Origin of the sequence: Paraburkholderia sp. MM5477-R1 (assembly GCF_050436385.1) — a bacterium.
GTDB classification, from domain to species: domain Bacteria; phylum Pseudomonadota; class Gammaproteobacteria; order Burkholderiales; family Burkholderiaceae; genus Paraburkholderia; species Paraburkholderia tuberum.
The window spans coordinates 925,884-949,046 of sequence record NZ_JBNDMC010000007.1 but is presented as its reverse complement, the minus strand read 5'-3'; the positions used below and the strand labels follow the sequence as shown (position 1 = coordinate 949,046).

Annotated in this window: 33 protein-coding genes; 21 read left to right on the top strand and 12 right to left on the bottom strand. The window is 62.2% G+C overall.

Features of this window, described 5'->3' with window-relative positions:
• Positions 1-9 precede the first annotated feature (9 nt).
• The 21 genes from OKW35_RS33290 to OKW35_RS33190 all read left to right on the top strand — a co-directional run bounded on the left by OKW35_RS33290 (position 10) and on the right by OKW35_RS33190 (position 17,383).
• The gene (locus OKW35_RS33290) at positions 10-588 is read left to right on the top strand and encodes an HK97 family phage prohead protease (RefSeq protein ID WP_429554308.1); all 579 of its coding nucleotides are present in this window, start codon (positions 10-12) and stop codon (positions 586-588) included.
• Positions 585-1,970 (top strand): phage major capsid protein, encoded by a 1,386-nt coding sequence (locus tag OKW35_RS33285; RefSeq protein WP_429554307.1) that lies wholly within the window; start codon positions 585-587, stop codon positions 1,968-1,970. Before OKW35_RS33290 ends, OKW35_RS33285 begins: the two co-directional genes overlap by 4 nt.
• Before the next feature lie 65 nt (positions 1,971-2,035).
• The gene (locus OKW35_RS33280) at positions 2,036-2,302 is read left to right on the top strand and encodes a hypothetical protein (RefSeq protein ID WP_429554306.1); all 267 of its coding nucleotides are present in this window, start codon (positions 2,036-2,038) and stop codon (positions 2,300-2,302) included.
• A 1-nt stretch (position 2,303) separates the two neighbouring features.
• Positions 2,304-3,713, top strand: coding sequence for a phage portal protein (locus OKW35_RS33275; RefSeq protein WP_429554305.1), 1,410 nt, complete (start codon positions 2,304-2,306; stop codon positions 3,711-3,713).
• On the top strand, positions 3,706-4,479 hold the full coding sequence (locus OKW35_RS33270) for a hypothetical protein (RefSeq protein ID WP_429554304.1): 774 nt from the start codon (positions 3,706-3,708) through the stop codon (positions 4,477-4,479). The genes OKW35_RS33275 and OKW35_RS33270 overlap by 8 nt, the downstream gene beginning before the upstream one ends.
• A 12-nt stretch (positions 4,480-4,491) precedes the next feature.
• Positions 4,492-4,800, top strand: a complete 309-nt coding sequence (locus tag OKW35_RS33265; RefSeq protein ID WP_429554303.1) for a head-tail connector protein — start codon at positions 4,492-4,494, stop codon at positions 4,798-4,800.
• Positions 4,797-5,159, top strand: coding sequence for a phage head closure protein (locus OKW35_RS33260; protein WP_429554302.1), 363 nt, complete (start codon positions 4,797-4,799; stop codon positions 5,157-5,159). Before OKW35_RS33265 ends, OKW35_RS33260 begins: the two co-directional genes overlap by 4 nt.
• Complete coding sequence (locus tag OKW35_RS33255) at positions 5,156-5,653, top strand: HK97-gp10 family putative phage morphogenesis protein (protein WP_429554301.1); 498 nt, start codon at positions 5,156-5,158, stop codon at positions 5,651-5,653. Before OKW35_RS33260 ends, OKW35_RS33255 begins: the two co-directional genes overlap by 4 nt.
• Positions 5,650-6,009 (top strand): tail completion protein gp17, encoded by a 360-nt coding sequence (gene gp17, locus OKW35_RS33250; protein WP_429554300.1) that lies wholly within the window; start codon positions 5,650-5,652, stop codon positions 6,007-6,009. The genes OKW35_RS33255 and gp17 overlap by 4 nt, the downstream gene beginning before the upstream one ends.
• A complete protein-coding gene (locus OKW35_RS33245; RefSeq protein WP_429554299.1) occupies positions 6,006-7,208 on the top strand; it encodes a phage tail tube protein in 1,203 nt (400 codons plus the stop codon). The genes gp17 and OKW35_RS33245 overlap by 4 nt, the downstream gene beginning before the upstream one ends.
• A gap of 21 nt (positions 7,209-7,229) precedes the next feature.
• Complete coding sequence (locus OKW35_RS33240) at positions 7,230-7,553, top strand: hypothetical protein (protein WP_429554298.1); 324 nt, start codon at positions 7,230-7,232, stop codon at positions 7,551-7,553.
• Between the two features lie 188 nt (positions 7,554-7,741).
• Positions 7,742-9,847, top strand: a complete 2,106-nt coding sequence (locus OKW35_RS33235; protein WP_429554297.1) for a hypothetical protein — start codon at positions 7,742-7,744, stop codon at positions 9,845-9,847.
• A complete protein-coding gene (locus OKW35_RS33230) occupies positions 9,844-10,251 on the top strand; it encodes a phage tail protein (RefSeq protein ID WP_429554296.1) in 408 nt (135 codons plus the stop codon). The genes OKW35_RS33235 and OKW35_RS33230 overlap by 4 nt, the downstream gene beginning before the upstream one ends.
• A complete protein-coding gene (locus OKW35_RS33225) occupies positions 10,248-10,943 on the top strand; it encodes a phage minor tail protein L (protein WP_429554295.1) in 696 nt (231 codons plus the stop codon). Before OKW35_RS33230 ends, OKW35_RS33225 begins: the two co-directional genes overlap by 4 nt.
• 4 nt (positions 10,944-10,947) lie before the next feature.
• Positions 10,948-11,694, top strand: a complete 747-nt coding sequence (locus OKW35_RS33220) for a C40 family peptidase (protein WP_429554294.1) — start codon at positions 10,948-10,950, stop codon at positions 11,692-11,694.
• A complete protein-coding gene (locus tag OKW35_RS33215; protein WP_429554293.1) occupies positions 11,682-12,245 on the top strand; it encodes a tail assembly protein in 564 nt (187 codons plus the stop codon). Before OKW35_RS33220 ends, OKW35_RS33215 begins: the two co-directional genes overlap by 13 nt.
• On the top strand, positions 12,242-15,562 hold the full coding sequence (locus OKW35_RS33210) for a host specificity protein J (protein WP_429554292.1): 3,321 nt from the start codon (positions 12,242-12,244) through the stop codon (positions 15,560-15,562). The genes OKW35_RS33215 and OKW35_RS33210 overlap by 4 nt, the downstream gene beginning before the upstream one ends.
• A 3-nt stretch (positions 15,563-15,565) precedes the next feature.
• Positions 15,566-16,525, top strand: coding sequence for a hypothetical protein (locus OKW35_RS33205; RefSeq protein ID WP_429554291.1), 960 nt, complete (start codon positions 15,566-15,568; stop codon positions 16,523-16,525).
• A 2-nt stretch (positions 16,526-16,527) separates the two neighbouring features.
• Positions 16,528-16,959: a tail fiber assembly protein gene (locus OKW35_RS33200; protein WP_429554290.1), complete on the top strand. Its 432-nt coding sequence runs from the start codon at positions 16,528-16,530 to the stop codon at positions 16,957-16,959.
• Complete coding sequence (locus OKW35_RS33195) at positions 16,956-17,189, top strand: hypothetical protein (protein ID WP_429554289.1); 234 nt, start codon at positions 16,956-16,958, stop codon at positions 17,187-17,189. Before OKW35_RS33200 ends, OKW35_RS33195 begins: the two co-directional genes overlap by 4 nt.
• Positions 17,186-17,383, top strand: a complete 198-nt coding sequence (locus OKW35_RS33190; protein WP_429554288.1) for a hypothetical protein — start codon at positions 17,186-17,188, stop codon at positions 17,381-17,383. Before OKW35_RS33195 ends, OKW35_RS33190 begins: the two co-directional genes overlap by 4 nt.
• 80 nt (positions 17,384-17,463) lie before the next feature.
• On the opposite strand, the gene OKW35_RS33185 is transcribed toward OKW35_RS33190, so the two are convergent.
• The 12 genes from OKW35_RS33185 to OKW35_RS33130 all read right to left on the bottom strand — a co-directional run bounded on the left by OKW35_RS33185 (position 17,464) and on the right by OKW35_RS33130 (position 22,543).
• Positions 17,464-17,700 carry a hypothetical protein gene (locus tag OKW35_RS33185; protein WP_429554287.1) on the bottom strand — a complete coding sequence of 79 codons (237 nt, stop codon included), beginning with the start codon at positions 17,698-17,700 and terminating at the stop codon, positions 17,464-17,466.
• Positions 17,701-17,740: 40 nt separating this feature from the next.
• Entirely contained in the window at positions 17,741-17,980 is a 240-nt protein-coding gene (locus tag OKW35_RS33180; protein WP_429554286.1) for a hypothetical protein, read from the bottom strand.
• A gap of 94 nt (positions 17,981-18,074) precedes the next feature.
• Positions 18,075-18,476 carry a DUF4236 domain-containing protein gene (locus OKW35_RS33175; protein ID WP_429554285.1) on the bottom strand — a complete coding sequence of 134 codons (402 nt, stop codon included), beginning with the start codon at positions 18,474-18,476 and terminating at the stop codon, positions 18,075-18,077.
• Positions 18,477-18,552: 76 nt separating this feature from the next.
• On the bottom strand, positions 18,553-18,813 hold the full coding sequence (locus OKW35_RS33170) for a hypothetical protein (RefSeq protein ID WP_429554284.1): 261 nt from the start codon (positions 18,811-18,813) through the stop codon (positions 18,553-18,555).
• An 8-nt stretch (positions 18,814-18,821) separates the two neighbouring features.
• Positions 18,822-19,178, bottom strand: a complete 357-nt coding sequence (locus OKW35_RS33165; RefSeq protein ID WP_429554283.1) for a DUF3846 domain-containing protein — start codon at positions 19,176-19,178, stop codon at positions 18,822-18,824.
• 11 nt (positions 19,179-19,189) lie between these two features.
• Positions 19,190-19,399, bottom strand: coding sequence for a hypothetical protein (locus OKW35_RS33160; RefSeq protein WP_429554282.1), 210 nt, complete (start codon positions 19,397-19,399; stop codon positions 19,190-19,192).
• A 159-nt stretch (positions 19,400-19,558) separates the two neighbouring features.
• Complete coding sequence (locus tag OKW35_RS33155; protein WP_429554281.1) at positions 19,559-20,107, bottom strand: hypothetical protein; 549 nt, start codon at positions 20,105-20,107, stop codon at positions 19,559-19,561.
• 8 nt (positions 20,108-20,115) lie between these two features.
• On the bottom strand, positions 20,116-20,385 hold the full coding sequence (locus OKW35_RS33150; RefSeq protein ID WP_429554280.1) for a hypothetical protein: 270 nt from the start codon (positions 20,383-20,385) through the stop codon (positions 20,116-20,118).
• Between the two features lie 8 nt (positions 20,386-20,393).
• A complete protein-coding gene (locus OKW35_RS33145; protein ID WP_429554279.1) occupies positions 20,394-20,708 on the bottom strand; it encodes a hypothetical protein in 315 nt (104 codons plus the stop codon).
• A gap of 64 nt (positions 20,709-20,772) precedes the next feature.
• Positions 20,773-21,354 (bottom strand): hypothetical protein, encoded by a 582-nt coding sequence (locus OKW35_RS33140; RefSeq protein WP_429554278.1) that lies wholly within the window; start codon positions 21,352-21,354, stop codon positions 20,773-20,775.
• Positions 21,351-21,548 carry a hypothetical protein gene (locus OKW35_RS33135; RefSeq protein ID WP_429554277.1) on the bottom strand — a complete coding sequence of 66 codons (198 nt, stop codon included), beginning with the start codon at positions 21,546-21,548 and terminating at the stop codon, positions 21,351-21,353. The genes OKW35_RS33140 and OKW35_RS33135 overlap by 4 nt, the downstream gene beginning before the upstream one ends.
• A gap of 5 nt (positions 21,549-21,553) precedes the next feature.
• A complete protein-coding gene (locus tag OKW35_RS33130; RefSeq protein WP_429554276.1) occupies positions 21,554-22,543 on the bottom strand; it encodes a helix-turn-helix transcriptional regulator in 990 nt (329 codons plus the stop codon).
• Positions 22,544-23,163: the final 620 nt, after the last annotated feature.

Here is a 23,163-nt window from a genome sequence, read left to right as displayed (position 1 = left end):
GCACCCATCATGGAACGAGCCTATTCGCTGCTGACCATCCGCAGCGCGGACGACGACGCCCGCGTGATCGAGGGCATCGCATCGACGCCCACCGCTGACCGCTATGGCGACATCGTTGAACCGCTCGGCGCGAAGTTCGCCGTTCCGATGCCACTGCTCTGGCAGCACGAGCACACCGCGCCGGTCGGCACGGTCGAGTTCGCGAAGCTCACCCAAGACGGGATTCCGTTTCGCGCGACCGTCGCGAAGGTCGACGACCCCGGCACGCTGAAAGACCGGCTCGACGAGGCCTGGCAGAGCGTGAAAGCGAAGCTCGTGCGGGCCGTGTCAATTGGCTTCCGCCCGCTCGAATACTCGTACATGGACGAAGGCGGCATCCGCTACCTGTCATGGGAGTGGATCGAGCTCTCGCTCGTCACGATTCCGGCCAATGCCGAAGCCACCATCAACACGATCCGTTCAATCGATACGACCACCCGCGCCGCGCTCGGCATTGGCGGCGGTCATGTCGTGCGACTCGATCACACCCTCGCGCGCGCCTGCGCAAAACCCTTCGTGATTCAGACCATCCATCGGAGCAACAAATGAATCTCGCAGAAATGATCGCGGCGTTCGAGGCGAAGCGCGCCGCTGCGCAGGCGCGCATGTCCGAACTGATCGAACTTGCCGCCAAAGACGGCGCGACGCTCGACGCCGCGCAACAGGAAGAGTTCGACACGCTCGAACTCGACATCAAGGCGATCGACGAACACCTTCGCCGGCTGAAGCTCGTCGAGGCGCAACAGGTCAGGACCGCGACGCCGGTCGACGGCGCAACCAGCCCGCAACGCGCATCGACGGTGCGCGCGGTCGGCGCGGGAGCCGATCCGGTCATTCGCGTCACGCCGAACCTCGCCAAGGGCACGGCGTTCACGCGCTATGCAATCGCGCTCGCCCGCTCCAAAGGCAACTTGCTGCAAGCCGCAGAGATCGCACGCGGCTGGCACGACAGCACGCCGGAAGTCGAAATCGTGCTGCGCGCTGCCGTGGCTGCGGGCACCACGACCGACCCGGCATGGGCCGGGCCGCTCGTCCAGTACCAGAACATGGCGGGCGAGTTCATCGAACTGCTGCGGCCGGCCACGATCATCGGACGCATCAGCGGCTTCCGTCGCGTGCCGTTCAACGTGAAGATGCCCGCGCAGACCACGCCATCATCGGCGCAATGGGTCGGTGAAGGTCAGGCGAAGCCCGTCAGCGCGCTCGGCTTCGAAACAATGACGCTCGGCTTTGCAAAGGTCGCCGGGATCGTGGTGATGACCGATGAACTGGTCCGATTCTCGAATCCGTCAGCCGAACCGATCGTTCAGCAGGACCTGATCGAAACGATCACGCAACTGCTCGATCACGATTTTGTCGATCCGGCAAAGGCCGAGGTTCCGGGCGTGTCTCCCGACTCGATCACGCATCAGGCGTCGTATATCGACGCGAGCGGCACGACTGGCGAGGCAGTGCGCGCGGACATTCGTGGTGTGTTCTCCGCATTCACTGCGAACAATGCTTCGGTCGCAGGCGCGTACTGGATCATGGACCCGGTGATGGCGCTCACGCTCGGCATGATGCAGAACGCGTTGGGTCAGCCCGAGTTCCCCGGCATCGACATGAACGGCGGTACGTTCTTCGGTCTGCCGGTGATCTGCTCGACCAATGTGCCGAAGGACGCGGGCGGTCTGTATCACATCATCCTTGTGCAGCCGAAGGAAGTGCTGCTCGCGGATGACGGTGGCGTGACGCTCGACGCCTCGCGCGAAGCCTCGCTTCAGATGGATTCCGCGCCGAGCGGCGGCGGAACGGGCCTTGTCAGCCTCTGGCAACAGAACATGATCGCGCTGCGGGCCGAGCGCTTCATCAACTGGAAGCCGCGCCGCGCGCTGGCCTGCGCCTACATCCGTGGCGCGAACTACGGTGCGCCGGAAGCCGCACCGCTGTAACGCTTCACGCGGTAACAGGGCGAATCCTCTCCGGGTTCGTCCTTTTTTCTTTTCAGGGGCGCGACATGAAACTGATTGCGATACGGCGCTTCGGCTATGCAGGCCGCGACCGCAAGCCGGGCGATGAATTTGACGCGAAGGACAGCGATGCGCGCGTGCTGATCGCAACGAAGGCGGCGAAGGCCGCGACCGCCAGCCCGAGCTCCAAACCGGGCACGACGCCGCGCGACGTGCGCGCCGAGGGCGGGGATTCAAACGGCGACGCGAAGCCGAAGAAAGGCCGCTATCGCCGCCGTGACCAGCGCGCCGACGACGACACTACCGGGGCATAACATGCGGATTCTCGGCCTTCAGATCACGCGCGCCGCACCGCGCGAGGTGATGCCGCAGAACGTGTCGCCTGTCAATTCGGGTGGCAATGGTGGCTGGTGGCCGCTTATTATCCGCGAGCCGTTTTCGGGTGCGTGGCAGCAGAACAGGGAACTCGCACCCGAAACCGTGCTCGCCTATCACGCGGTGTATGCGTGTATCACGCTCATCAGTGCGGACATCGGCAAGCTCGGTATCCGGCTGATGCAGAGCGATGGCGACGACATCTGGTACGTGACACAGAACGCGGCCTATTCGCCGGTCCTGCGCAAACCGAACAGCTACCAGAACCGCATCCAGTTCATCGAAAACTGGATCATGTCGAAGCTCACGCGCGGCAATGCGTACGTGCTGAAGGAACGCGACGCACGCGGCGTCGTGGTCGGCCTCTACGTGCTCGACCCGTATCGAGTGCTCCCGCTCGTGACTGATGACGGCTCGGTCTATTACCGGCTGAACTCCGACAAGCTCGCGAACCTGCCCGACGAGATCGTCGTACCGGCGTCCGAAATCATCCACGACCGGATGAACTGCCTGTTCCATCCGCTCGTCGGCACGTCGCCGCTATTCGCGTGTGCCCTGGCTGCACGTCAGGGCCTTGCGATCCAGAACAACTCGGCCTCGTTCTTCGAGAACGGCGCGCAGCCAGGGGGCGTGCTGGTCGCACCCGGTGCGATCGGTGACGACACGGCGAAGCGGCTCAAGGATAAGTGGGAGGAAAACTTTGGCGGCGTGAACCGGGGCCGGCTCGCGGTGCTCGGCGACGGCCTGAAGTACGAAGCCCTGACCATGAACGCGGTCGATGCGCAGCTAATCGAGCAACTGAAGATGACCGCCGAGATCGTCTGCTCGGTCTTCCATGTGCCGGGCTACATGGTCGGCATCGGCACCGCGCCGACCTATAACAACATCGAAGCCCTGAGCCAGAACTACTACTCGCAGTGCCTGCAATCGCTGATCGAGTCGCTGGAACTGTGCATGGACGAAGGCCTCGCGGTGCAACCGCAGTACCGCACGGAATGCGATCTGGACGGCCTGCTCCGCATGGATACGGCGACGATGGTCAAGACACTGACCGATGGCGTCGGCGGCGGCATCGTCGCGCCGAACGAAGCCCGCCGCAAGCTGAACATGAAGCCGGTCAAAGGCGGACAGACGCCGTACCTGCAACAGCAGAATTACTCGCTCGCGGCGCTCGATGAACGCGACCGCAACGCACCCTTCGCGAAGCCCGCGCCGACGCCCGCGACCACGCCCACGCCCGCACTGCCCGCCGCCGATGAACCGGCGAAGCCCGCCGACGAGCAGGACCCGCAAAAGGTCTACGCGCTGCTGATGGCGCGACTGAATGGGAGCGCACCGGATCATGGTTAAAGACCTCGACGCATGGCTTGACGTGATCGCGAAGGCGATCCGCTCACACGTCGCGACACTGTTCGGGCCGCTCGAATCCCGCGTGAAGACCCTTGAAGACCGCCCGGTCGTCAACGGCGTGGACGGGCACAAAGGCGAAGACGGCCGAAACGGTATCGACGGCAAGGATGGCCACAACGGGACTGAAGGCAAGGATGGCAGCGACGGGACTGACGGCAAGGATGGCCACAACGGGGCTGACGGCAAGGATGGCCACAACGGGACTGACGGCAAGGATGGCCGCGACGGTCGCGACGGCAAGGATGGTCGTGACGGTGCGGACGGCCGCGACGCGGCAGACCTTGATGTGCTGCCTGCGATCGACTTTGGCAGGGCCTACGCACGCGGCACGGTCGCAAGTCATCGCGGCGGGCTCTGGCGCGCGCATGCGAACACCGATGGCGAGAACGGCTGGGCCTGCATCGTCGAAGGGATAAACACGTTCGCCATTGAACGCGACGGCGAACGCGGTATCGCCTTCACGATCCAGTTCGCAAGCGGCGCGCAACAGAACGTGACCTTCGCTTTTCCGGTGATGCTCTATCGCGGTGTCTACGTGCCGGGCCGCATCTACGAGCCGGGCGATGTGGTGACGTGGGCAGGGTCGCTCTGGCATTGCGATGCGCCGACCGATGCGAAGCCCGACACGGCGCCGGACGCATGGACGCTCGCGGTGAAGCGCGGGCGCGATGGCAAGGACTTTCGCGACCTCGGCCGCGTCGCGTGATGGGAGCCGCTGATGACTGACCTCGTAACGCCTGACGAAGTGAAGGCCCGCCTGCGCATCGATGGCGAAGCAATGGACGCGGACATCGCGCTCGCGATTGCCGGTGCATCGAGCGTCGTCGTGAACTATCTGAAGCTGAAGGAAAACCCGTGGCCGACACCTGATGTCGTGCCTGCCGAAGTCAAGCAGGCGACCTTGTTGATGGTCGGCACCTTCCTGCGTGACCCGGACGGGGCCGAGTCACAGACATGGCTGCAAGGCTATCCGCCTAACGCGGTCGTCGCGATCCTGTATCCGCTTCGCGATCCGGCGCTGTCATGACACGCAGGACAACCGGCGCGGACGCAGCACGCCTTGAGCAGCGCGTGAACATCGAGCGGCCTGTCGTAACTCAGGAGCCGACCGGCGAGGCGGTCGCCGACCAGTGGGAACCCTTCGCGACAGTGTGGGCCGAGATCGTCCCGCTGAAGGGCCGCGAGTGGCTGATGTCGGCCGAGTACCGGCCCAATGTCATCTCGAAAATCCGCATCCGCTGGCTCGAAGGCGTTGATGCGTCGATGCGGGTCGTCTTCGGTACGAAGGTCTACGGCATCGATGTCGTGCTCCCGACCGTGCTCGGCAAGCCTGAAATGTGGCTCATGTGTACCGATGGCAGCGTCACCGAAGGGGGACAGCCGTGAACGTGAACGTCAATGAAGTGCGGGGACTCAGGGAACTGGATGAATTTTTGCGCACGCTGCCCGAGCAGATGCAGCGAAAGATGCTCTATTCGTCACTGATGACCGCTGCGAAGCCGATCATGGATCAGGCGAAGCAGAACGTCGAGCGGCAGTTCGGCGGAAGCGTGCATTACACCGGCACGCTGGCGAAAGGGATCACGCGGGGCCGCATGAAGAAAACCGGGCTCGCGGCGCGCGTCGACGTGAAGCTGAAGCGCCCGAAGAACCAGGCGAAGACCCGCAAGGGAAAGGTCATCAAGCCGTACGGTGACGACCCGTTCTATGGTCGCTTTCTCGAGTTCGGAACGTCGAAGATGAACAGCAAGCCCTGGCTGCGTCCCGCTGCAATGGCGAAGCAGGACGAGGCCGGTCGCAAGCTCAACGAGGCGCTGCAAAAACAGGTGGCGAAGTGGTGCAAGGCCAACGGCGTGACCTACAAGCCGGGGACGCCATGACCGAATCCGAAATCTACGCCGTACTCGACGAAGCCCTTCCCGGAAGGGCTTTTTTAATGGTCGTGCCGATGGACGTGCGCGAACCCTATGTCGTGTTCCAGCGCATCTCACAGACGCCGCAAAACACGATGGACGGCTACGCGCAGACCGACCTCGTGCGCTACCAGATCGACAGCTATGCGCGCACCCATCGCGACGCGCTCATGAACATGGAAGCGGTGCTCGCGGCCCTGCGTGCATGTCCTGACCCGCCGAACGTCGAGAACGAGCAGGACCTGTACGAGCAGGACACCCGAATTCATCGAACGACCATCGACATTTCAACGTGGTATGAACCCGAGAAGGTGACGCAATGAAGAAGGCGATCAGCGCGCAGAAGACGAAGATGTATCTCGAAGACCTGACCGCCGCTGATGCGGCGACGGGTTCCCTGACGAACGCGAGCAAGTCTGCGCCTTGCGTCGCCGTCTTCGATGACGTGGGCAAGCTCACGAACGGCGTGCCGGTCCTCGTCACCGGCACCGGCTGGTCAAGTCTCGACGGGCAGACGTTCGTGCTTCAGAACATCGACGCCGAAACGAAAACGGCGACGCTCGCGAACAGCGACACGTCGCGCGAGACCACGGACCTCAACGCCACGAACGCGCACTATGTGCTGCATGCGTTCATCGACGTGTGTGCGGTCTCCTACCAGATCAACCAGAACGCCGCCGCGCAGATCGACACCACGACGCTGTGCGATGACGAAAAATCCTATCTGATCGGCTTCACCGATCCCGGCACGCTGACGTTCGATTTTTTCATCGACCCGACCGACCCCGACTATCAGGCCCTCATCGAAGCGCAGAAAGACGGCCTTGAACGCATGTTCGAGATCATCTATCGCAATGGCGCGATGCGCACGCTGCCGGTCATCGTGCAGTCCATCAACGAATCGGGTGGTGTCGATCAGGCCGTACAGGGCGCCGCGACGCTGAAGGTCACGGGTGCATCTATCCTCACCATGCCGCCCGGTCAGATGACCGACTCGTACGTGCTGCTGCCGGTTGCAAGTCCGGCCTCGGGCACCGCGCCGCTCGCTGTGACGCTGACGCTCAACGAGTCAGGCGGACACGCGACGAAGTACTCGGTCGACTGGAAAGATGGAACCCCGCCCGAGGCAGTCACGACCAACGTCGCGGAGCACACCTACAACGCGGCCGGATCGTATCAGCCTGCGGTCGTCGCGACCATCGCAGGCAGCGACACCGCGCCCTTCAAGTCACAGAACACCGTGACCGTGAGCGCAGCGCCTTACTCAATGACGGCCAGCGTTGCGCCGCTGACGGGAGCCGCGCCGCTCACCGTGACGTTGACGCTCAGTGAAACGGGCGGTGCGGCCGATTCGTTCGAAGTCGATTGGGGCGACGGCACGAGCGGCGAAACGATTCCGGGCGGCACGCTGACTGGCAATCACGACTATCAGGCGTTGGGCTCGTACACGGCCGCTGTCACGCCGACTGTCGGCGGCGTTGCTCAAAGTCCTGTGAGCGCCCAGGCCGTCACCGTCAGCTAACAGGGGGAACGGATGAACGACATGAGCAAGCCACCCGCACCGATGTTCGCGATTCCGAAGCCGCTGTCGGAGAAGGTCAGGACGCGGCACTTCGGAACGGTCACGTTGACAGCCGCCGCGCCTGCGGACATCGAGCGCATTGTCGGCACGGTCGAGAAGTCGAAGGATGCGGACATTCCGTATCGCGCGCTGGTGGCGCTGTGCGCGACGGGCGAGCACGGCGAGCGCTTCACGTCCGAACTGCTCTCCCAACTGCCGGGCCAATGCTACGTCGACTGGCTCGATCTGCGCGCCGCAGCGGTGCGCGTCTGCGGTCTGAGTCGGGAGAACGTGGGAAACACCTGACGAACCCCGTAACGCGCCTTGTCTTTGCAGTGGCTTCGCATCTGCATATGACGGCGGGGGACGTGAGGGCGCGCATGGATTCACACGAACTTTTCTGCTGGTCGTATCTGCTCTTTCCGCCCGAGGTGGACGAGAACGCGGCGGAACTGCTCGACGTCGACGATGAAATAGCCGCATGGGGGTAACGCATGGCTTCCGCTGGTTCGCTGATCTTTGAGCTCGCCGCCGATGTGTCGCGTCTGCGCACCGACATGCAGAAGGCGCAGACCGAAATCAAGTCATCACTCGACACGATTGCAAAGGCGACTTCGGCGTCCGCTGTGCTGGCCGGCGCGCAGTGGGCGCAGGGCTTCGCGCAGGGCTTCGCGGACAAGATCAAGGCCGCTATCGACAACGCCGATGCGCTCGGCAAGCTCTCACAACGCATCGGGACCACGACCGAAGCGCTCTCCGCGCTGCAATACGCGGGCGCGTTCGCAGGCGTCACGACCGATGACCTCACGACCGCATTCAAGGGGTTGAACAAGGCGTTACTCGAAGCGCGCGATCCGCTCTCCGATTCGGCCGCTGCGATCAAGGCGCTTGGGCTCGATGTCAACACGCTTCGCAATGAAGACCCGGCAAAGGCGTTCGAAGACATTGCGGAAGCGATGTCGCAGTTCAAGGATGGCGCGGAAAAAGCGGCGGTCGCCACGCAGCTATTCGGCAAACAGGGCCAGGCGCTGATCCCGTTGCTTGACGGTGGACGCGACGGCCTGATTGCCGCACGTCAGGAAGCGGAATCGCTCGGGCTGATTATTTCAGGCACCACCGCGCAGGCAATGGCGGACCTGAATGATGACCTCACGCGCCTGCACAATGCGACCGAAGGCGCGTTCGCGATCATCGCGCAGCAGCTAACGCCCGCCATCGATACGCTGGTCCGCTCGATCACGCAGGCGCATCAGGAAGGCGATGTATGGCATCAGGTGCTGGTCGGAATCGGCACGATCATTAGCGATCTGATTCTGGATGTCGCTTCGCTGGCGGGCGAGATTGCGATTGCATGGAAGGAGCTCCAGGGCTACGGCGCGGCGGCGAAACAGTTCTTTGCGGGAGACTTCAAGGCGGCACTCGATACGGCGCGCTCCGCGATGGACGAATCGAATGCGTCGATGGATGAACTCACCGGCCGCATGACGAAGGCGAAGGCGCTACAGCGTGAGATGGCCGACAACCCGCTCGACCTCGGCAATCCGACTGCGGGCTGGGACGAAAAGCCGGTCGTGAAGTTTACGGCGACGCTCGATGCAAACGCTGCGGCAGGCAAGCGCGCGAAGCAAGGCGTCGATGAGTATGCGCAGATGCTTCAGACGCTATCGGAACAGCTTCGCAAGGCCGCTGCGGATGGCGACGCGATGCAGGAACTGCTCACCGATCCGAAGTTCCAGAAGTTCACGAAGGTACAGCAGGCCCAACTGGTCGAACTGCAACAGGCGTATCAAACGCTGACCGCCGCACAGCAGCAGCAGAAGCAGGCACAGGAGAACGAACAGAAGGCACGCGACGATGCAGACAAGGCGCTGATCCAGCAACGTGAATCGCTGAAGGACTTCGCGGCGACGCAACTCGACGCCATCGACCCGACGCGTGCATACATCCGCACGGTCGAAGAACTTCAGCAGGCATTGGCAGATCAGTTGATGACCGCCGATCAGGTCGCAGCGGCGACCGAGGCCGCAGCGAAGCGCATGACCGACGCGATCCAGAAGACCGACCCGATGAAGGACCAGCTTAAGTCGATCCAGCAGGCAATCGAAGGGTTCGGCAAAAAGTCGTCCGATGCACTGGTCGACTTCGTGTTCAGCACGAAGGATGCGAGCGTGTCGTTCTCCGAAATGGTGACGTCGATGCTGAAGGACATCGCGAAGCTGCTTGTCTACAAGAACGTGTTCGAACCGCTGGTGAGTTCGATTAGTGGCGGCATGTCGGGCGGCGGCTGGATGTCTTCACTTGCCGGAATCTTCGGCGGCGCTCGCATGGCGGGCGGTTTTGTCTCGCCCGGCCAGTTCTATCGCGTGAATGAAACACCGCTGCACGCCGAGTACTTCGCGCCGAACGTGCCGGGCAAGGTCGTTACCGGTGACACCTCAGGCGGCGGCGTGACCGTGAACGTGAACATCAACCGGAACAGCGAGAGCGAAGACTCGAAGGGCGACGACCAGAAGGCGCTTGAGCTCGGCAAGCGCATCAGCGCGGTCGTGCGTCAGGTCATCGCCACCGAGAAGCGCACTGGCGGGATGCTCGCATCATGATCGAAGAATCCGACATCGACTTTGCGCACCTCGCGCCTCCGACAGACCGCGCCGCTGGCGCGGTTTTTTACTGGTGCGTGACCGACGCGAGTTACGACCTTGAGCCTCGCGTCATGAAGGCACAGTTTGGCGACAGCTATGCGCAACGCCGCCCGGACGGGATCAACACGCAGGATCGTGTGTGGTCGGTGCAGATGCGCAACCAGGCGGCGAGCGTCGCCGACGCCGTGATCGCCTTCCTTGAAGCCCGCAACGGTGTCGATGTCTTCAACTGGACACCGCCGCGCACCGCGAGCGCCGAAGACGTGATCTGCCCGAAGTGGTCGCTGGCGTATGGCGATCAGGTCGCGGACGGCTCCCGGCTCATGAACATCACCATGACGTTCGAACAGGTGCATCAATGACGCTGCGCGGAGACATTCAGGGCCTGTCGCCGGGCGCGGTCGTGATCCTGTTCCAGCTTGACCTCTCACGCTTTAACGCACCGACGCCGGTCGTCTGTTTTCACGCGGGCACGAACGAACTCGACAGCGACGTGATCTGGCAGGGCCTCACATACCAGCGCTATCCGGTACAGGCGACAGGCTTCGAGTGGAAAAGTCAGGGCACGTTGCCGCGTCCGCATTTCATCGTGTCGAACGTGCCCGGCATCATGTCCGCCCTCTGCCGTCTCTATCGCGACATGGTCGGCGCGAAAGTCACGCGCAAGCGGACACTCGCGCGCTATCTCGATGCGGTGAACTTCGCGGACGGCAACCCGACTGCGGACCCGAACGAACAGTTCGCCGATGACGTGTTCTTTGTGAATCAGAAGGTTCACGAGAGCGCACAGGCGGTCGAGCTCGAACTCGCGGTCGCGTTCGACGTGGAAGGCGAACAGCTACCGCGTCGGCAGGTCATCTGCAACTCGTGTCCGTGGAAGTATCGCGGCGACGGTTGCGGCTATGCAGGCCCGCCTGTTGCCGACATCAACGACAGGCCAACCAGCGACCCGGCCGTCGACCAGTGCGGCAAGCGCCTCGCGTCGTGCAGGCTGCGCTATCCCTCGGGCACGATGCCCTACGGCGCGTTCCCCGGTGCAGGCCAGTACAGGTGAAGTGATGGACGCGCACAACCTCGAAGCCGTTGTTCCGTTCGTGCTGATCCACGCGCAGGCAGAAGCGCCGCGTGAGTGCTGCGGCGCGATCATCGCGCAGGTGGACGGTTCACCGCTCTACGTTGCCTGCCGCAATATCGCTGCGACTGCGGAACACTTCGTGATCGAGCCGCGCGACCTCGTACGTGCTGAGGAAACCGGACAGGTCATCGGCTTCGCGCATTCACATCCGTACACCGAGCCGACGCCGACTGAAGCGGACCTCGCAGGCATCGAGCGGACCGGCGTGCCCTGGCTGATCGTGAACTATCCGACTGGCTCCTTCACGCTCACGCATCCCTCGGGGTATGTCGCGCCGCTCATCGGCCGGCCGTTCGTGCATGGCGTCCACGACTGCTATGCGCTGGTGCGTGACTACTACGCGACACAGGGTATCGAACTCAGCGACTACCGCCGCTCGTGGGGCTGGTGGGAAGGCGCGAACGGTCCCGACCTCTATCGCGACAACTTCGAAAAGGAAGGGTTCGTCGAAGTGCCACGCGAGACCTTGCGCGAGCACGACCTGATCCTGATGCAGATTCGTGCGCCGCGTGAAAACCATATGGCGGTCTATCTCGGCGGCGGTGTGATCCTTCACCACCTGATCGGACAGCTATCACGCCGCGAGGCCTGGCAGGAGTTCTACCAGAAGCGCACGACTACCGTGCTTCGTCATCACGCGTTCATGAAGGAGCCGCCATGCTCGAAGTGAAGTTCTACGGTGACCTCGGCCAGCGCTTCGGCCGCTCCTTCCGCCTTGATGTGCATTCGCCCGGCGAAGCGCTTCACGCCTTGCAGGTCATGGTGCCGGGCCTGCGTGCCTACTTCCGCCAGTACGCGACGCGCGCCTTCCGGGTCCGTGGGCCGCATCAGGACTATGACGGGAGCGACATCAGCTATCCACTTTCGAGAGGCGTGCTGAAAGTCGTTCCGCTGGTCGAAGGTGCGGGCGCATGGGGCAAGGTTCTCGCCGGTATCGGCATCGTCGCGATCGGCGTCCTGTCAGGCGGCACCCTCATGCCTGCGCTCGTCAGTATCGGCCTGTCGCTCGCGCTGTCCGGCGTCGCACAGATGCTCGCGCCGCGCGCCGCTGCCACCGCCACGCCCGAGAAGGCCGACAACCAGCCGTCGCTGGCATTCGACGGTGCGGTCAACACGACCGGCCAGGGCGGACCAGTGCCACTTGGTTACGGTCGCATGCTGATCGGCTCACAGATCATCAGCGTCGGCTTCTCGACCAACAACGAAATCATCGTGTCATGAAAACGCCTCTCGCGGTCCCGGTCATCGGCGCAGGCGGCGGCGGTGGCAAGGGCGGCGGGAGCGGTTCGTCGAGCTCACCCACCGAAGCACCGGATTCGCTGCGCTCGATCCAGTACGCCCGTGTCATCAACCTGCTCTGTGAAGGCGAGATCGAGGGCATCGTCGGCGACGCACAGGGCATCTACGTCGACGACACGCCGCTCGCGAATGCGGACGGCACATGGAACCTCACGGGCGCCGGTATCGAATGGCGAAGCGGCACGCCGTACCAGCCGCCTATCGCGGGCTTCCCTGCGACCGAGAGCGAATCAACGATAGGCGTGATCGTGACCGCCGCCGCGCCGGTCGTGCGCAGCGTGACGAACCCGAACCTGAACGCCATCCGCATAACGCTCGGCTTCTCGCAGATGACCGAGCAGGACACCACCAACGGCAACCTGTATGGCTCAACCGTACAGGTCGCGATCGACATTCAGCGCAACGGCGCGGGCTTCCAGCAGATGATCGTCGACACGATCACCGGCAAGACGACCAGCCGCTACCAGCGCAGTTACCGGCTTGGCCTGTCACGCTTCGGCACGGCGGGCGGCACCTACGACATCCGCGTGCGCCGCCTCACGCCTGACTCGACCTCGACGTACATCGTGAATGCCTTCCAGTGGGAGACCATGACCGAGATCGTCGACTCCCAACTGAACTATCCCTACTCGGCGGTGGTCGGCGTGCAGGTCGACGCCTCGACGTTCAAGCAGATTCCGAAGCTGTCGTTCGACACGAAGCTCCGCCGCATTCAGGTCCCATCGAACTACGACCCGGCCACACGGACCTATACGGGCATCTGGGACGGAACCTTTAAAACGGCATGGTCTGACAATCCCGCATGGGTCCTCTACGACCTCGCGACGACAGAGCGCTTCGGGCTCGGTGCGTATCTCTCACCCGAGCAGGTCGACAAGTGGACCCTGTATGACATCGGGCAGTACTGCGACGGCACAGTAAGCGACGGTCTCGGCGGGGTCGAACCGCGCTATACCTGCAACATCTACATCCAGACTCGCGCCGACGCGATCACGCTGCTACAGCAGATCGCCAGCATCTTCAATGCGATGCTGTTCTGGTCGGGCGGCATGCTCACGGTGACGGCCGACAAGCCCGCCGATGCGGTCATGATCTTCACACCCGCAAACGTGGTCGACGGGCTCTTTACCTATGTCGGTACGCCGCTGAACCAGCGGCACACGACCGCGCTCGTGACGTGGAATGATCCGGCCAACCGCTACCAGCAGGCGATCGAGTATGTCGAAGATCGCGACGCGATCAGCCAGTGGGGCGTCCGCGAACTTCAGATCAACGCATTAGGGTGTACCTCGCGCGGCCAGGCACATCGGGTCGGCCGCTGGGCCCTGCTCACCGAGCAGATGCTGTCCGAGACCGTCAGCTTCGCGACCGGCATCAATGCGGCGTTCACGCGCCCCGGCGAGGTCTTCACGACGACCGACCGCGCACGCGCAGGCATGCGCGCAGGCGGTCGCATCCTTGATGCTACGGCTTCGACGTTGACACTCGATGCGGAAGTGGAGCTCGTGGGCGGCGAGACCAATACCGTTACGGTCACCCTTCCTGACGGCACGATCCAGACCAGCAATGTGCTCAGCGGTGCGGGCACGACCACGACGCTTGTGGTCTCTCCCGACTTCACGGTGATTCCATCACGCATGGCGGTCTGGTCGCTCTCCTCGTCGGCCGCACAGAACGAGCAGTGGCGCTGCATCAGCAACACCGAAGACGAAAGCGGCAACTATGCCATCGCCGGTATCGCCTATCGTGCCGACAAGTTCGCTGCGATCGAGAATGACCTGACGCTTGAGCCGATCCCGACCGGCATTATCGACCCGTTCCATATCGCGCCATGCACCGAACTGAACGTGACCGAGAGCCTGTACCTCATCTCGCCGGTCGTCGTCGGTGCGCGGGCCACGTTCTCATGGCTCGCACCGCTCGGCGCGGTGCGCTACGCCGTTGCGTGGCAATTTGAAAGCAACTCGCCGCAGTATGCCGATGCGTTCATGAGCAGCATTGACATCGAGCCCACGCAGGAAGGCATGTGGACCTTCACCGTATGGGCGATCAACTCTCTCGGCATCCGCAGCGGCCCCGCAACGATCACCGTGCAACTGCGGGCACTCAACCAGCCGCCTGAAGACGTGCAGGGGTTCCAGCTTGATATCTACAACGACGCGGCGAACCTTACCTGGCGTCCGGCCGAGAATCTTGACGTTATCGTTGGCGGTCAGGTCATCATTCGCTACTCGACGGCGATGTCCACTTCGGTGACGTGGGAAGAGGCAAACGAGATCGGCCGCTTCGCAGGCGGTCAATCAAACGGCTTCGCGCCGCTGATGAAGGGAACCTATCTCGCCAAGTTCGTGAACTCGTCTGGTGCGTATTCAATGAATGCCGCCTATGTCGTGAGCACGACCGGGCCACTGCGCGATTACAACCTGATCGCAGACATCGCGCAGCAGCCGGACTTCGCAGGCGATAAAGTCAATACCGAAGTGCGGACCGGCGTGCTGTATATCTCGCAGGACGAAGACCGCTATGCCGTGTCCACCGATGCCGGGTATTACTTCGATCATGTTGTGGACATGGGCAAGGTCTATACGGTGCGATGCACCTCGTATCTCGACGGCTCGGTCTACGACCTGTTCGATGACGTGGATACGTGGCCGGATTGGGATGCACGCCCCGATGTCGACGGATCGAAGATTGACGAAGGGGGCGGGCTTGTTCTCGCGTCGCTCACAAACGTTGATCCCGCGACCGCCGCGGACGATGATTGGGGGCCGTGGACACGCCTCGTCGCTGCGGACCTCACGTTCCGCGCGGCGCGCTTCGCACTGGCCTTGCATGTGAAGGACACGACATACGGCATCGGCGTGACCGAACTCGGCGCGACGGTCGATGTGCCTGATCGCATCGAAAGCCGCAATAACGTGCCCGTCGCCGCAGGCGGAACGGTGGTGAACTTCAATGTGCCGTTCAGGGACGCACCCGCAATCAGCATCGTGGCGCAAGGGCTTGCGACCGGCGACAAATGGCTGATCGACCAGCAGGGCGCAACGGGCTTCCGCATCCAGTTCCAGGACTCGACGGGCGCAAGTATCGCGAAGACGTGCGACTGGATCGCGCGCGGCTACGGCTATGAACATACCGACCTCGACGGGATCGGCTACAGCGCGTTGATGTCAATTGATCTGCCGGCGCTGACCGCGAGGCGCGCACGCATCGGTCCGAAATTACAGAAAGGGGTATGAGTCATGACGCAGCCAGTCAGCTATCAGGTTCCCGCGCATCCGTCAGGTCTGGACATGCGCACGCAGTTGAATGTGATCGTGCTCGCGCTGCTCGGTGACAACGTGGGACCGCTTGATCCGCCCGAGATGTATCCCGGCATGATGTGGGGCGACACGACCGCGATGCGCCTGAAGCGCCGCACCAACGCGAACGATGCATGGATCGACATTGGCCCGCTCGATGACTTCCTCGGAGACCTCCGCTCGCAGATCGCGGCCGAGGCGGGCAAGTGTGTACTGAAGACGGGCGACACGATGACGGGCGCACTCACGATGGCGAATCAAGCCGCTATCAACCTCGGTTATGGCGGTGGCGCAACGTTTCTGCGTGGCGATACGGGTATGCCTGGGTGTGGCTTCGTCAACAGTTCCGGCGCCAGCTGGAACATGATGATCTATGACGATGGTCGGGTCACGCTGCGCAATACGTTGAACATCAACGCAGGCGGCATCAATCTGACCGGGCGGCTTAACTGTCGCCAGCCTGGTGCCTATGGCGAGATCGGCATGTTTTCCGCTGATGGTACCGTGATGTATATGCGTGGTCGTCTTAGTGCCGGCGGCATGGAGTGGGTCAATAACGCCTATAACTCGGTCGTCGCCAGCATGGACGATGTGGCAAACATGACCGTGGAGAGCATTAGAACACGCGGTAGTGCCTACATAGGTGGCGGCATAGTCTCGACGGACGGCAACCTCTATATGACATGGGCTGGTGACTGGCTCAGTAATGTGCTCGGTGGCAAGGCGGGCGCGGGAGCACAGGTCCATCATAATAGTGGCTTATGGGAGTTCGGCCAGGCGTCCGGTGGCGCGGCCGATACCACCGTGGTTTCCGGTGATCCCTGGGTGATGGTCGGCATCAGGACCACTACCGGACCCGGGTGGCTGTACCTGCAAGCGGTCTGGTTAAGGAATCAATGATCATGAAGAACCTTGTCGTCAATGGCCTTTACTCGCATGACCTGATGTATATGGTGATGCAGGATCTTTACCCGGAACTGAAGACCGGGAGAGACTACACGATTGGTCATCCTATCGATCCGGCCACGGGTGAACAGATTGGGGACCCTGACTTTATGTCCTGGGCGCTCGATGAAAAGCTCAAGCCGGATATCGCTGATCTGAAGGCACACTTTCAGGCGAACGAAGCCAGTTACCGCGCCACCTTCGCGCGCAAGTATCGTGATGCCTGCCTTGATGCCAGCGATGGCCGCGCCACTGTGACGGATGCACCAGCAGGGTCCAAAGCGGCCAACATGGCGCAGGCATGGCACGACTACCGGCAGGCACTGCGCGACGTGCCGCAGCAGCCGGGGTTCCCGCTCGACATCGACTGGCCGGAGCGGCCGGAGTGATCCGTCTGCGTGCCGCGATGGTGGTTGTCCTGACGATCGAAAGTGGGTGTACCTGCGTGCGCATCACAGGCGATCACAACGTCCTGACGGACATCGGCGGCAACGTTGGACTTGTCACGACGCCGCGCGCCTGCCTGCCGTTCCCACAGGACGCCGACAGCAGACCCGAGCGGCCGTGCGTGCAACCGCTTTTCCACCAGCAGCAACAGCAAGGGAGCAACCAGCGATGAAAGTCAGGATCGAGAATCAGGGCGACGCAGACGTGCGCGTCATCACGGACAACGACATCGTCAGCGACACGGTGCTCGAAGCAGGCGCGACAGAGGTCTTCGAGGCAGACGACGAAGGCGTCATCGAACTGCGGGAGATCGATGACGACGAAGAGGAAGGAGACGAAGGTGGGCCGGGAGCGGCGAGGCCCTAGCAGGTCAGCACGAGAAAAAGCCCGCGCTCAGGCGGGCTGGTCAATCTTTGCGCCAGTCATCGTGGCGCCACTTCACTCCTTCAATAGCAGTAGTACCCGTAGCAGCGGCGGACCGGTACGACGACGACAGGCTCGACATAGACAGGGCGCGAGGCCTGATAGGCGGCAGCGGCGCCAAGGGCGGCTATACCGCCAGCCGCAATGCTCGCGCTGACTGCGTTGGCCTTGTTGATGCAGCCAATATCGTTGGAGTCGCAGAAGGCGGCACAGCCGCTCAGGGAAACGGCCAGCAGGCCGGTAAGCAAAAACGTCTTCATCACTTCACTTCTAAAAAAATGCCCGCAGGTCGGCGGGCGCTTAATTGCTCTTGGGGTCCATCAGGTGGCGAATCAGTTTGTTCCTCAGATAGCCCATTTTCTTTTTCAGCCGGAACAGCATGTCGTCCGTGTACGAGTCGTCAGGATCAGCCGCACACTTCTCGCTTTCCGCCAGCCAGCTAACGTTGTACTTGCAGCGTTCAAGCCACTGCTCGTGCTCCCTTTGCGTGAACGCTCGCCGGACCGCGCCCTTCGTGCCGTACAGGAAGCGGCGCATCATCGTGTCGTATGCCTTCGTGCAGGCTTCGGGGTCCTTTGAGTACAGATACTCGTCGAGCAGCGCGTTCGCCCGTTGCTCAGTCCAGACTTAGGCATCACTTCACCCTCGCGTGGTTTGCTACGCAGACGGCCGTCCGATTCTCGCGGCGCACGGCGTAGCAGATATAGAGCAGCCCCGGCACAAGCCAGAAGCACGACAGGATGAGCGCCAGCAGGAACGACATCGGCTCATAGGCGTGCGGTGTGTTCGTGCCGCATAGCTGGCAGTACTGCGACCGGAACTTCAAGCCGAGAGGCGGCGCAACGGGTGCGGCTGAACGGTGCCGCGTGCTCGTGCTTGTATAGCGGATGCCTGTGCCGGGAAGGCTCACGGTGGTCCGGCCGCGCGTGTTGTAGGTGAATCCTTTGCCGCCGACAGACATGCTTGTCCCGCTCTTGCTCAGGTTGATCCGCACGCCGGGTGCGACCTTGATCGATCTTCTAAAGCTCCATCCCATGATGGTTAACTCCTTGCAGGTAAGCCAGTTGCGGCAAGCTCGCCGCGTGCTGTCTCGGTCCATGAGTCGGACAGTTTCATGATGTCCGCGTGATCTTGAAGCAGCGGAAGTTGCCGCCGGTTGCGTCGTGCTTCATGCCGTAGCAGAGCGTCAGGTCGAAAGCGGCTCCCGCTTCGTGCTGGCTCGCCTGGGTCATCGCGCGCATGCAGTGCTTGCGGATGTGCTCGTGAGCATCCGATTCGAGCAGGAACTCACCTGGCTTCAGCCGGGTCAGCCGCCAGGCGAGTGAGCCTGTGTGCAACGTGCCCAGCACCTCGCGAACGGTCTCTCTACTCATTGCCAGCCTCATCGTGTTAGCAACCACTGGATGTGTGCCCGGACGTACTCGATGCTCATCTCGGGGCTCGTGTCATTCCCTGAAGGCGTGCTGCCGACCCACAGGCCCTTGCCTGCGAGCGGCTGATGCGGATACAGGGTGCAGAAAAAGTAGGCCTGATCGGCACGGTCGAGACCGTTGTCGTCGACATAGAGCGCATCGGAACCGGAGTTCTCCGGGTAGACGGCGGTAACGCAGTCGCAGGCGATCAGGTCGTAAATCTCCCTGAGAGACCCGCCGTTGCTGCGACCGCCTGAGGGCCGCTGGACCTCTGTAACGGTCCACGTGAACGGGTCAATCACATAGGCCTTGATGGGGTTCGTCATGGTCTGCTCCTTCACTTCCATCCGAGACTTTCGGCGGCCTCGCCGGACAGATACCCGAGTTGCTGACCTTCACCGAGATAGACCACGAACCCGTCATCAGTCACAAGCTCGGCGATGTCACCGATCGAGTATTCAAACGGCCAGTTCGGTTGCTGTGCGAGGCGGACCTCTGCGTGCGGGGGAAGGCCTTCGAGCACTTCCATCAGTTCTTCAACTCTCATGTTTTCGCCTGTATGTAGACTTGCCTCGCTGTCTTTCAGGTCTGAAAGCACAGGGCAGGACTCCATACTATTTGCCCCATCAGATGGGGTAAACGGGGCAAACTTGGCGAACCGCTCTAATCCATCAAAGCCTTATGCCACAGGGGTTTGATAGACGCGTTATGAGGCCGGAAGGTCACCGAAGTTGGCTATCTGATCAGACAGCGAGATAACTTCGGATTGCACATAATCAAACGTGCGATAGGTACTGAACAAAGGGCCTGCGAAGTCGGGGCCGCGTTGCAGATACCCGCTGCCGAGCAGGACCTGATGCAAGCCCGGCGAGTAGTCACCGGCATGGCCGCAGTCGAAGCCAAAGAACCACAGGTCGGGCCACGACGACAGCCTACCGGAAAAGCTCAGGCCGCCGTGCGCGCTCAGGACCATCGCGAGCGGTGCGTGCGACTCTGGTATCTCGTTGCGCGCGTCGCGGAACATCGACAGAAACACATTCACGATGCCCTGCTCGTCGGGCAGGACATGACGATCGCGCCACGTCTCGGGGAACGGCACGAGGTCAAGACGATCGAGCTCGTAGAGAACGTGTGAAGCGGGTACGCCGACATAGCCGCACCAGACCTGCATGTCGTTGCGCATCATGAAGCATTGCAGGCCGTTCGCGATGAACGCAGCTTCGTGCGGCTCGGTCTCCCACGGTCGATCACTCATGCCGACCTCTAACCAATGTCGTGCCCTGTGCCGTGTGCGTCACTGCCTTGGTGCTGTGTGCTCGGGTCATCACTGCACTCGCTGACGGGCGGCAAGGTCGCCCGTGCATAGCCGCTCATAAACGCGAGCAGGAGTGCAGCACGCTTCATCAGGCCGACTGTGACCATCACAGGGGCATCGTCAGGCTCGCCGTCAGGGATCAGCACGTCGAGCATGTTGCCGACCTCTGCGGCCCTGTCAAAGGTCGCTGTCAGGTCATTGCGTTCAGATAGCTTCATGGTCGCTCTCATTCATCATGTTTCGCTACAGGCGCGCGACACCACCACGACTGCGCATAGACCGTCTGCCCGATGAACTCGATACCGGTCAGCAGGAACCCGTTCGATCCCATCCAGCTTAGTTCGACATCGTGCAGCGGCGGCAGCGGCGGCTCGTCACTCGCGCCCGCCATCAGGAAGCTCGCGATCTTCGTGGCACGTCCGTACGCTTCGGAGTGCTCGTGGGTAATCAGCATGTCGCCGCTGACACCCTGCGCATGCTCGATGTCACGCTTCGGGCGTTGCTGGCCGCGCTCGCGCATCGGGGTTGCGATGACGTACATCCTTAATCTCTCAGGTTCAAGGGCGTGAAGCGGGGACGGCCGGATCGACGCATGGCTCAGGTCCTCATGGCTGGTAGTACTCGCGTGCCGGGTCGCCATTCTCGCGCCGCCGGCCGCTCTGCGGGTGACGGAACCAGCCAGCCGGTTCGGGACCCTTGCGCCACTGTTCAAGGGCCTGCTCCGCCTGCTCGTGGCTGCGGTAGTAGAACGCATCTTGCTGCCCGAACGCATGGATGCCGACTGCGACCGCAACGATACTCGAGTTGATTATCATGATCGCCGCGACACGACCATCGGCGAGTACCCGGAACGGCCGCTTGTAGCCAGCCCGGAGCAGGTCTGCGTCGGACGGCTCGCCGAAGAACGCAGGCGTCAGCAGGTCGAGCATGTCCTTCAGATGCTGGTCGTCCTTCAGGGTGCGGAAGACTTCGAAGCGGGCGATACCTTCACTGAACGACAGCAGGACTTCGTCCCACACGCCCATCGAGTCACGGTAGACGAGGCGGCGCCCCGGCGTGAGCAGATAGCCAAGGTCGTGCGCAACGACGCGTTCAATGTCGTTCGTGACCGAGCGGCAACCGGTCTCGTCGCGGTCAATCAGGCAGACGAACCGGTCGGCGATGAAAAATTCGTAGCGGGCGTTCATGCCAGAACTTTCACAGGCGCATTCGCGGGCATCGTCGCGACGCTCACGTTGTCGGGCTTCCCTGGCTGGCGGCTGCTGACTTCCACATAGCCGCCGGTGTGGCCGATCGGCGTCACGGCGAAGACCTCATGCTGCTGCATTCCGGAGAGCAGTAGCACATCGCCGACCCGCAAATCCTTCGCTTCCTTCGTCATCGTATTCACGCGTGTGCCCTCATGACCTGTTTGATGCGGCGGCTTTCCGGGGATTCGTCCCGCTCGCGTATTGTCAGGCCCTCGGGTCGCAAAAGCTGTTCGGGTTTGCACTTCAGGATGGGACACAGCTTAGCGATTGACTTCGGCCGCAGGAAGGTCGCCGCTTCCATCTGTCTGATATTGCCGGGGCTCGATCCGTAGCGCTCGCCAAGCTGCGACAGCGTGAGGCCGCGGAACAGGCGCCAGGCGGTCAGCGGTGCCTTGCCGTCGAGCAGATGCGCGAGCACGGCGTCCGGGTAGTCGGTTTCCTCGGGCGAGGTCGGTTCCGGCCTGAGCTCCTTCGGGGCCTGCGGCACGTCAGGATTGGAGATCAGCGTCAGCCACGGCTGCGTATTGCTGTCGGGCCGGACGGTCAGCTGCTCGACCGGGCAATCGAAAATATCGGCGAAGCGTGCGAGCGTGATGGCGGTCGGCCGCGTGTAGCCGTTCTCGTGCCAGTTAATCGTGTCGACCGTCTTGCCCATTAACTCGGCGACGTCCTTCCGGGTCAGCTTCCGATAATCGCGCCACGCATGGAGAAAATAGACACCTTTATTAATCGCCTGAATCACTTCCTCAGGCGGCGGGCTTATAAACTCCCGGGCGAAAAATGTCTGCCGCATATGCGCAGGCTTCCGCTTTATATCGCGGGACTCATTCGGCGTAATGACTTCGGACGGTGAATCGGGAGTGGCGGAAGCAGGCAAACGGTCGAGCAAGGCGGACCATCTCAGGTCGGACTTCGAGGACGGCGGTGTGGTCGTCGGTATCTCGAAGCCCGCTGGCAGCAGGCCTGCGAGCGAGGTCCGGAACATGCCGGGCCTCGCGCTCGCCTCGATGTCGGCGGTCTGCGCACGGCGCGCAGCGCACCAGAATTCTACGAGGCTGGATAGCATGGTCGTCGGCACGACTGCCTTAATCCGGTTTCCGTCGCGATCAGTCAGATATTCGATCACGTCAAGATCAAGTCCATACATTTTTGTGTCCCTTCGTAACAAGATAAATCAGAGGGCATTTTCATATCAGCCTTGCGAGTCGGAATCCTAGACAACGGATTTTGCTAACGCAACCTGAACGAGATAATGCGCAACTGATTTTATACGGGTATGGAAAGGACCAAGGCCCGCCCGATAAGGCTGTGCAAGCCGCTGCTCGGGGAAAGCTCCAGGCAAGCGTCCGGCAGGCTCAGGCAGACTGTGAAGGCCCCGTTGTGCAGGGTTTCTGGCAGACTCCGGGAAGCCGAAGGCTGTCAGGCGCCGGACTGTTGGATGGACTGTTGGATGGAAAAGCAGGAATTTTCCTGTAAATCCCTCTGCATAAGGGTTTCAGGCTCAAATCCGTCTTTGCAGCAGCAAAGAAAGTAGGCAAAGAAGACAGCTAAAACCGCCAACTCTTAAGCGGGTCCCTCGGTCCGCGTGAGGTAGTGGTGCATCTGGAATCCGTGCTCCCGCACATTCCGCGCTAGTGACAAGGCAGTCATTCTTCCGGCGGCGCTACGCGCGCCGAATCCCCGCTCAAAAACCACTGGTTGTTTCGGCGCGTCGCCGAGGCGCAGCCGACGGCCCCCGCTGCGCGG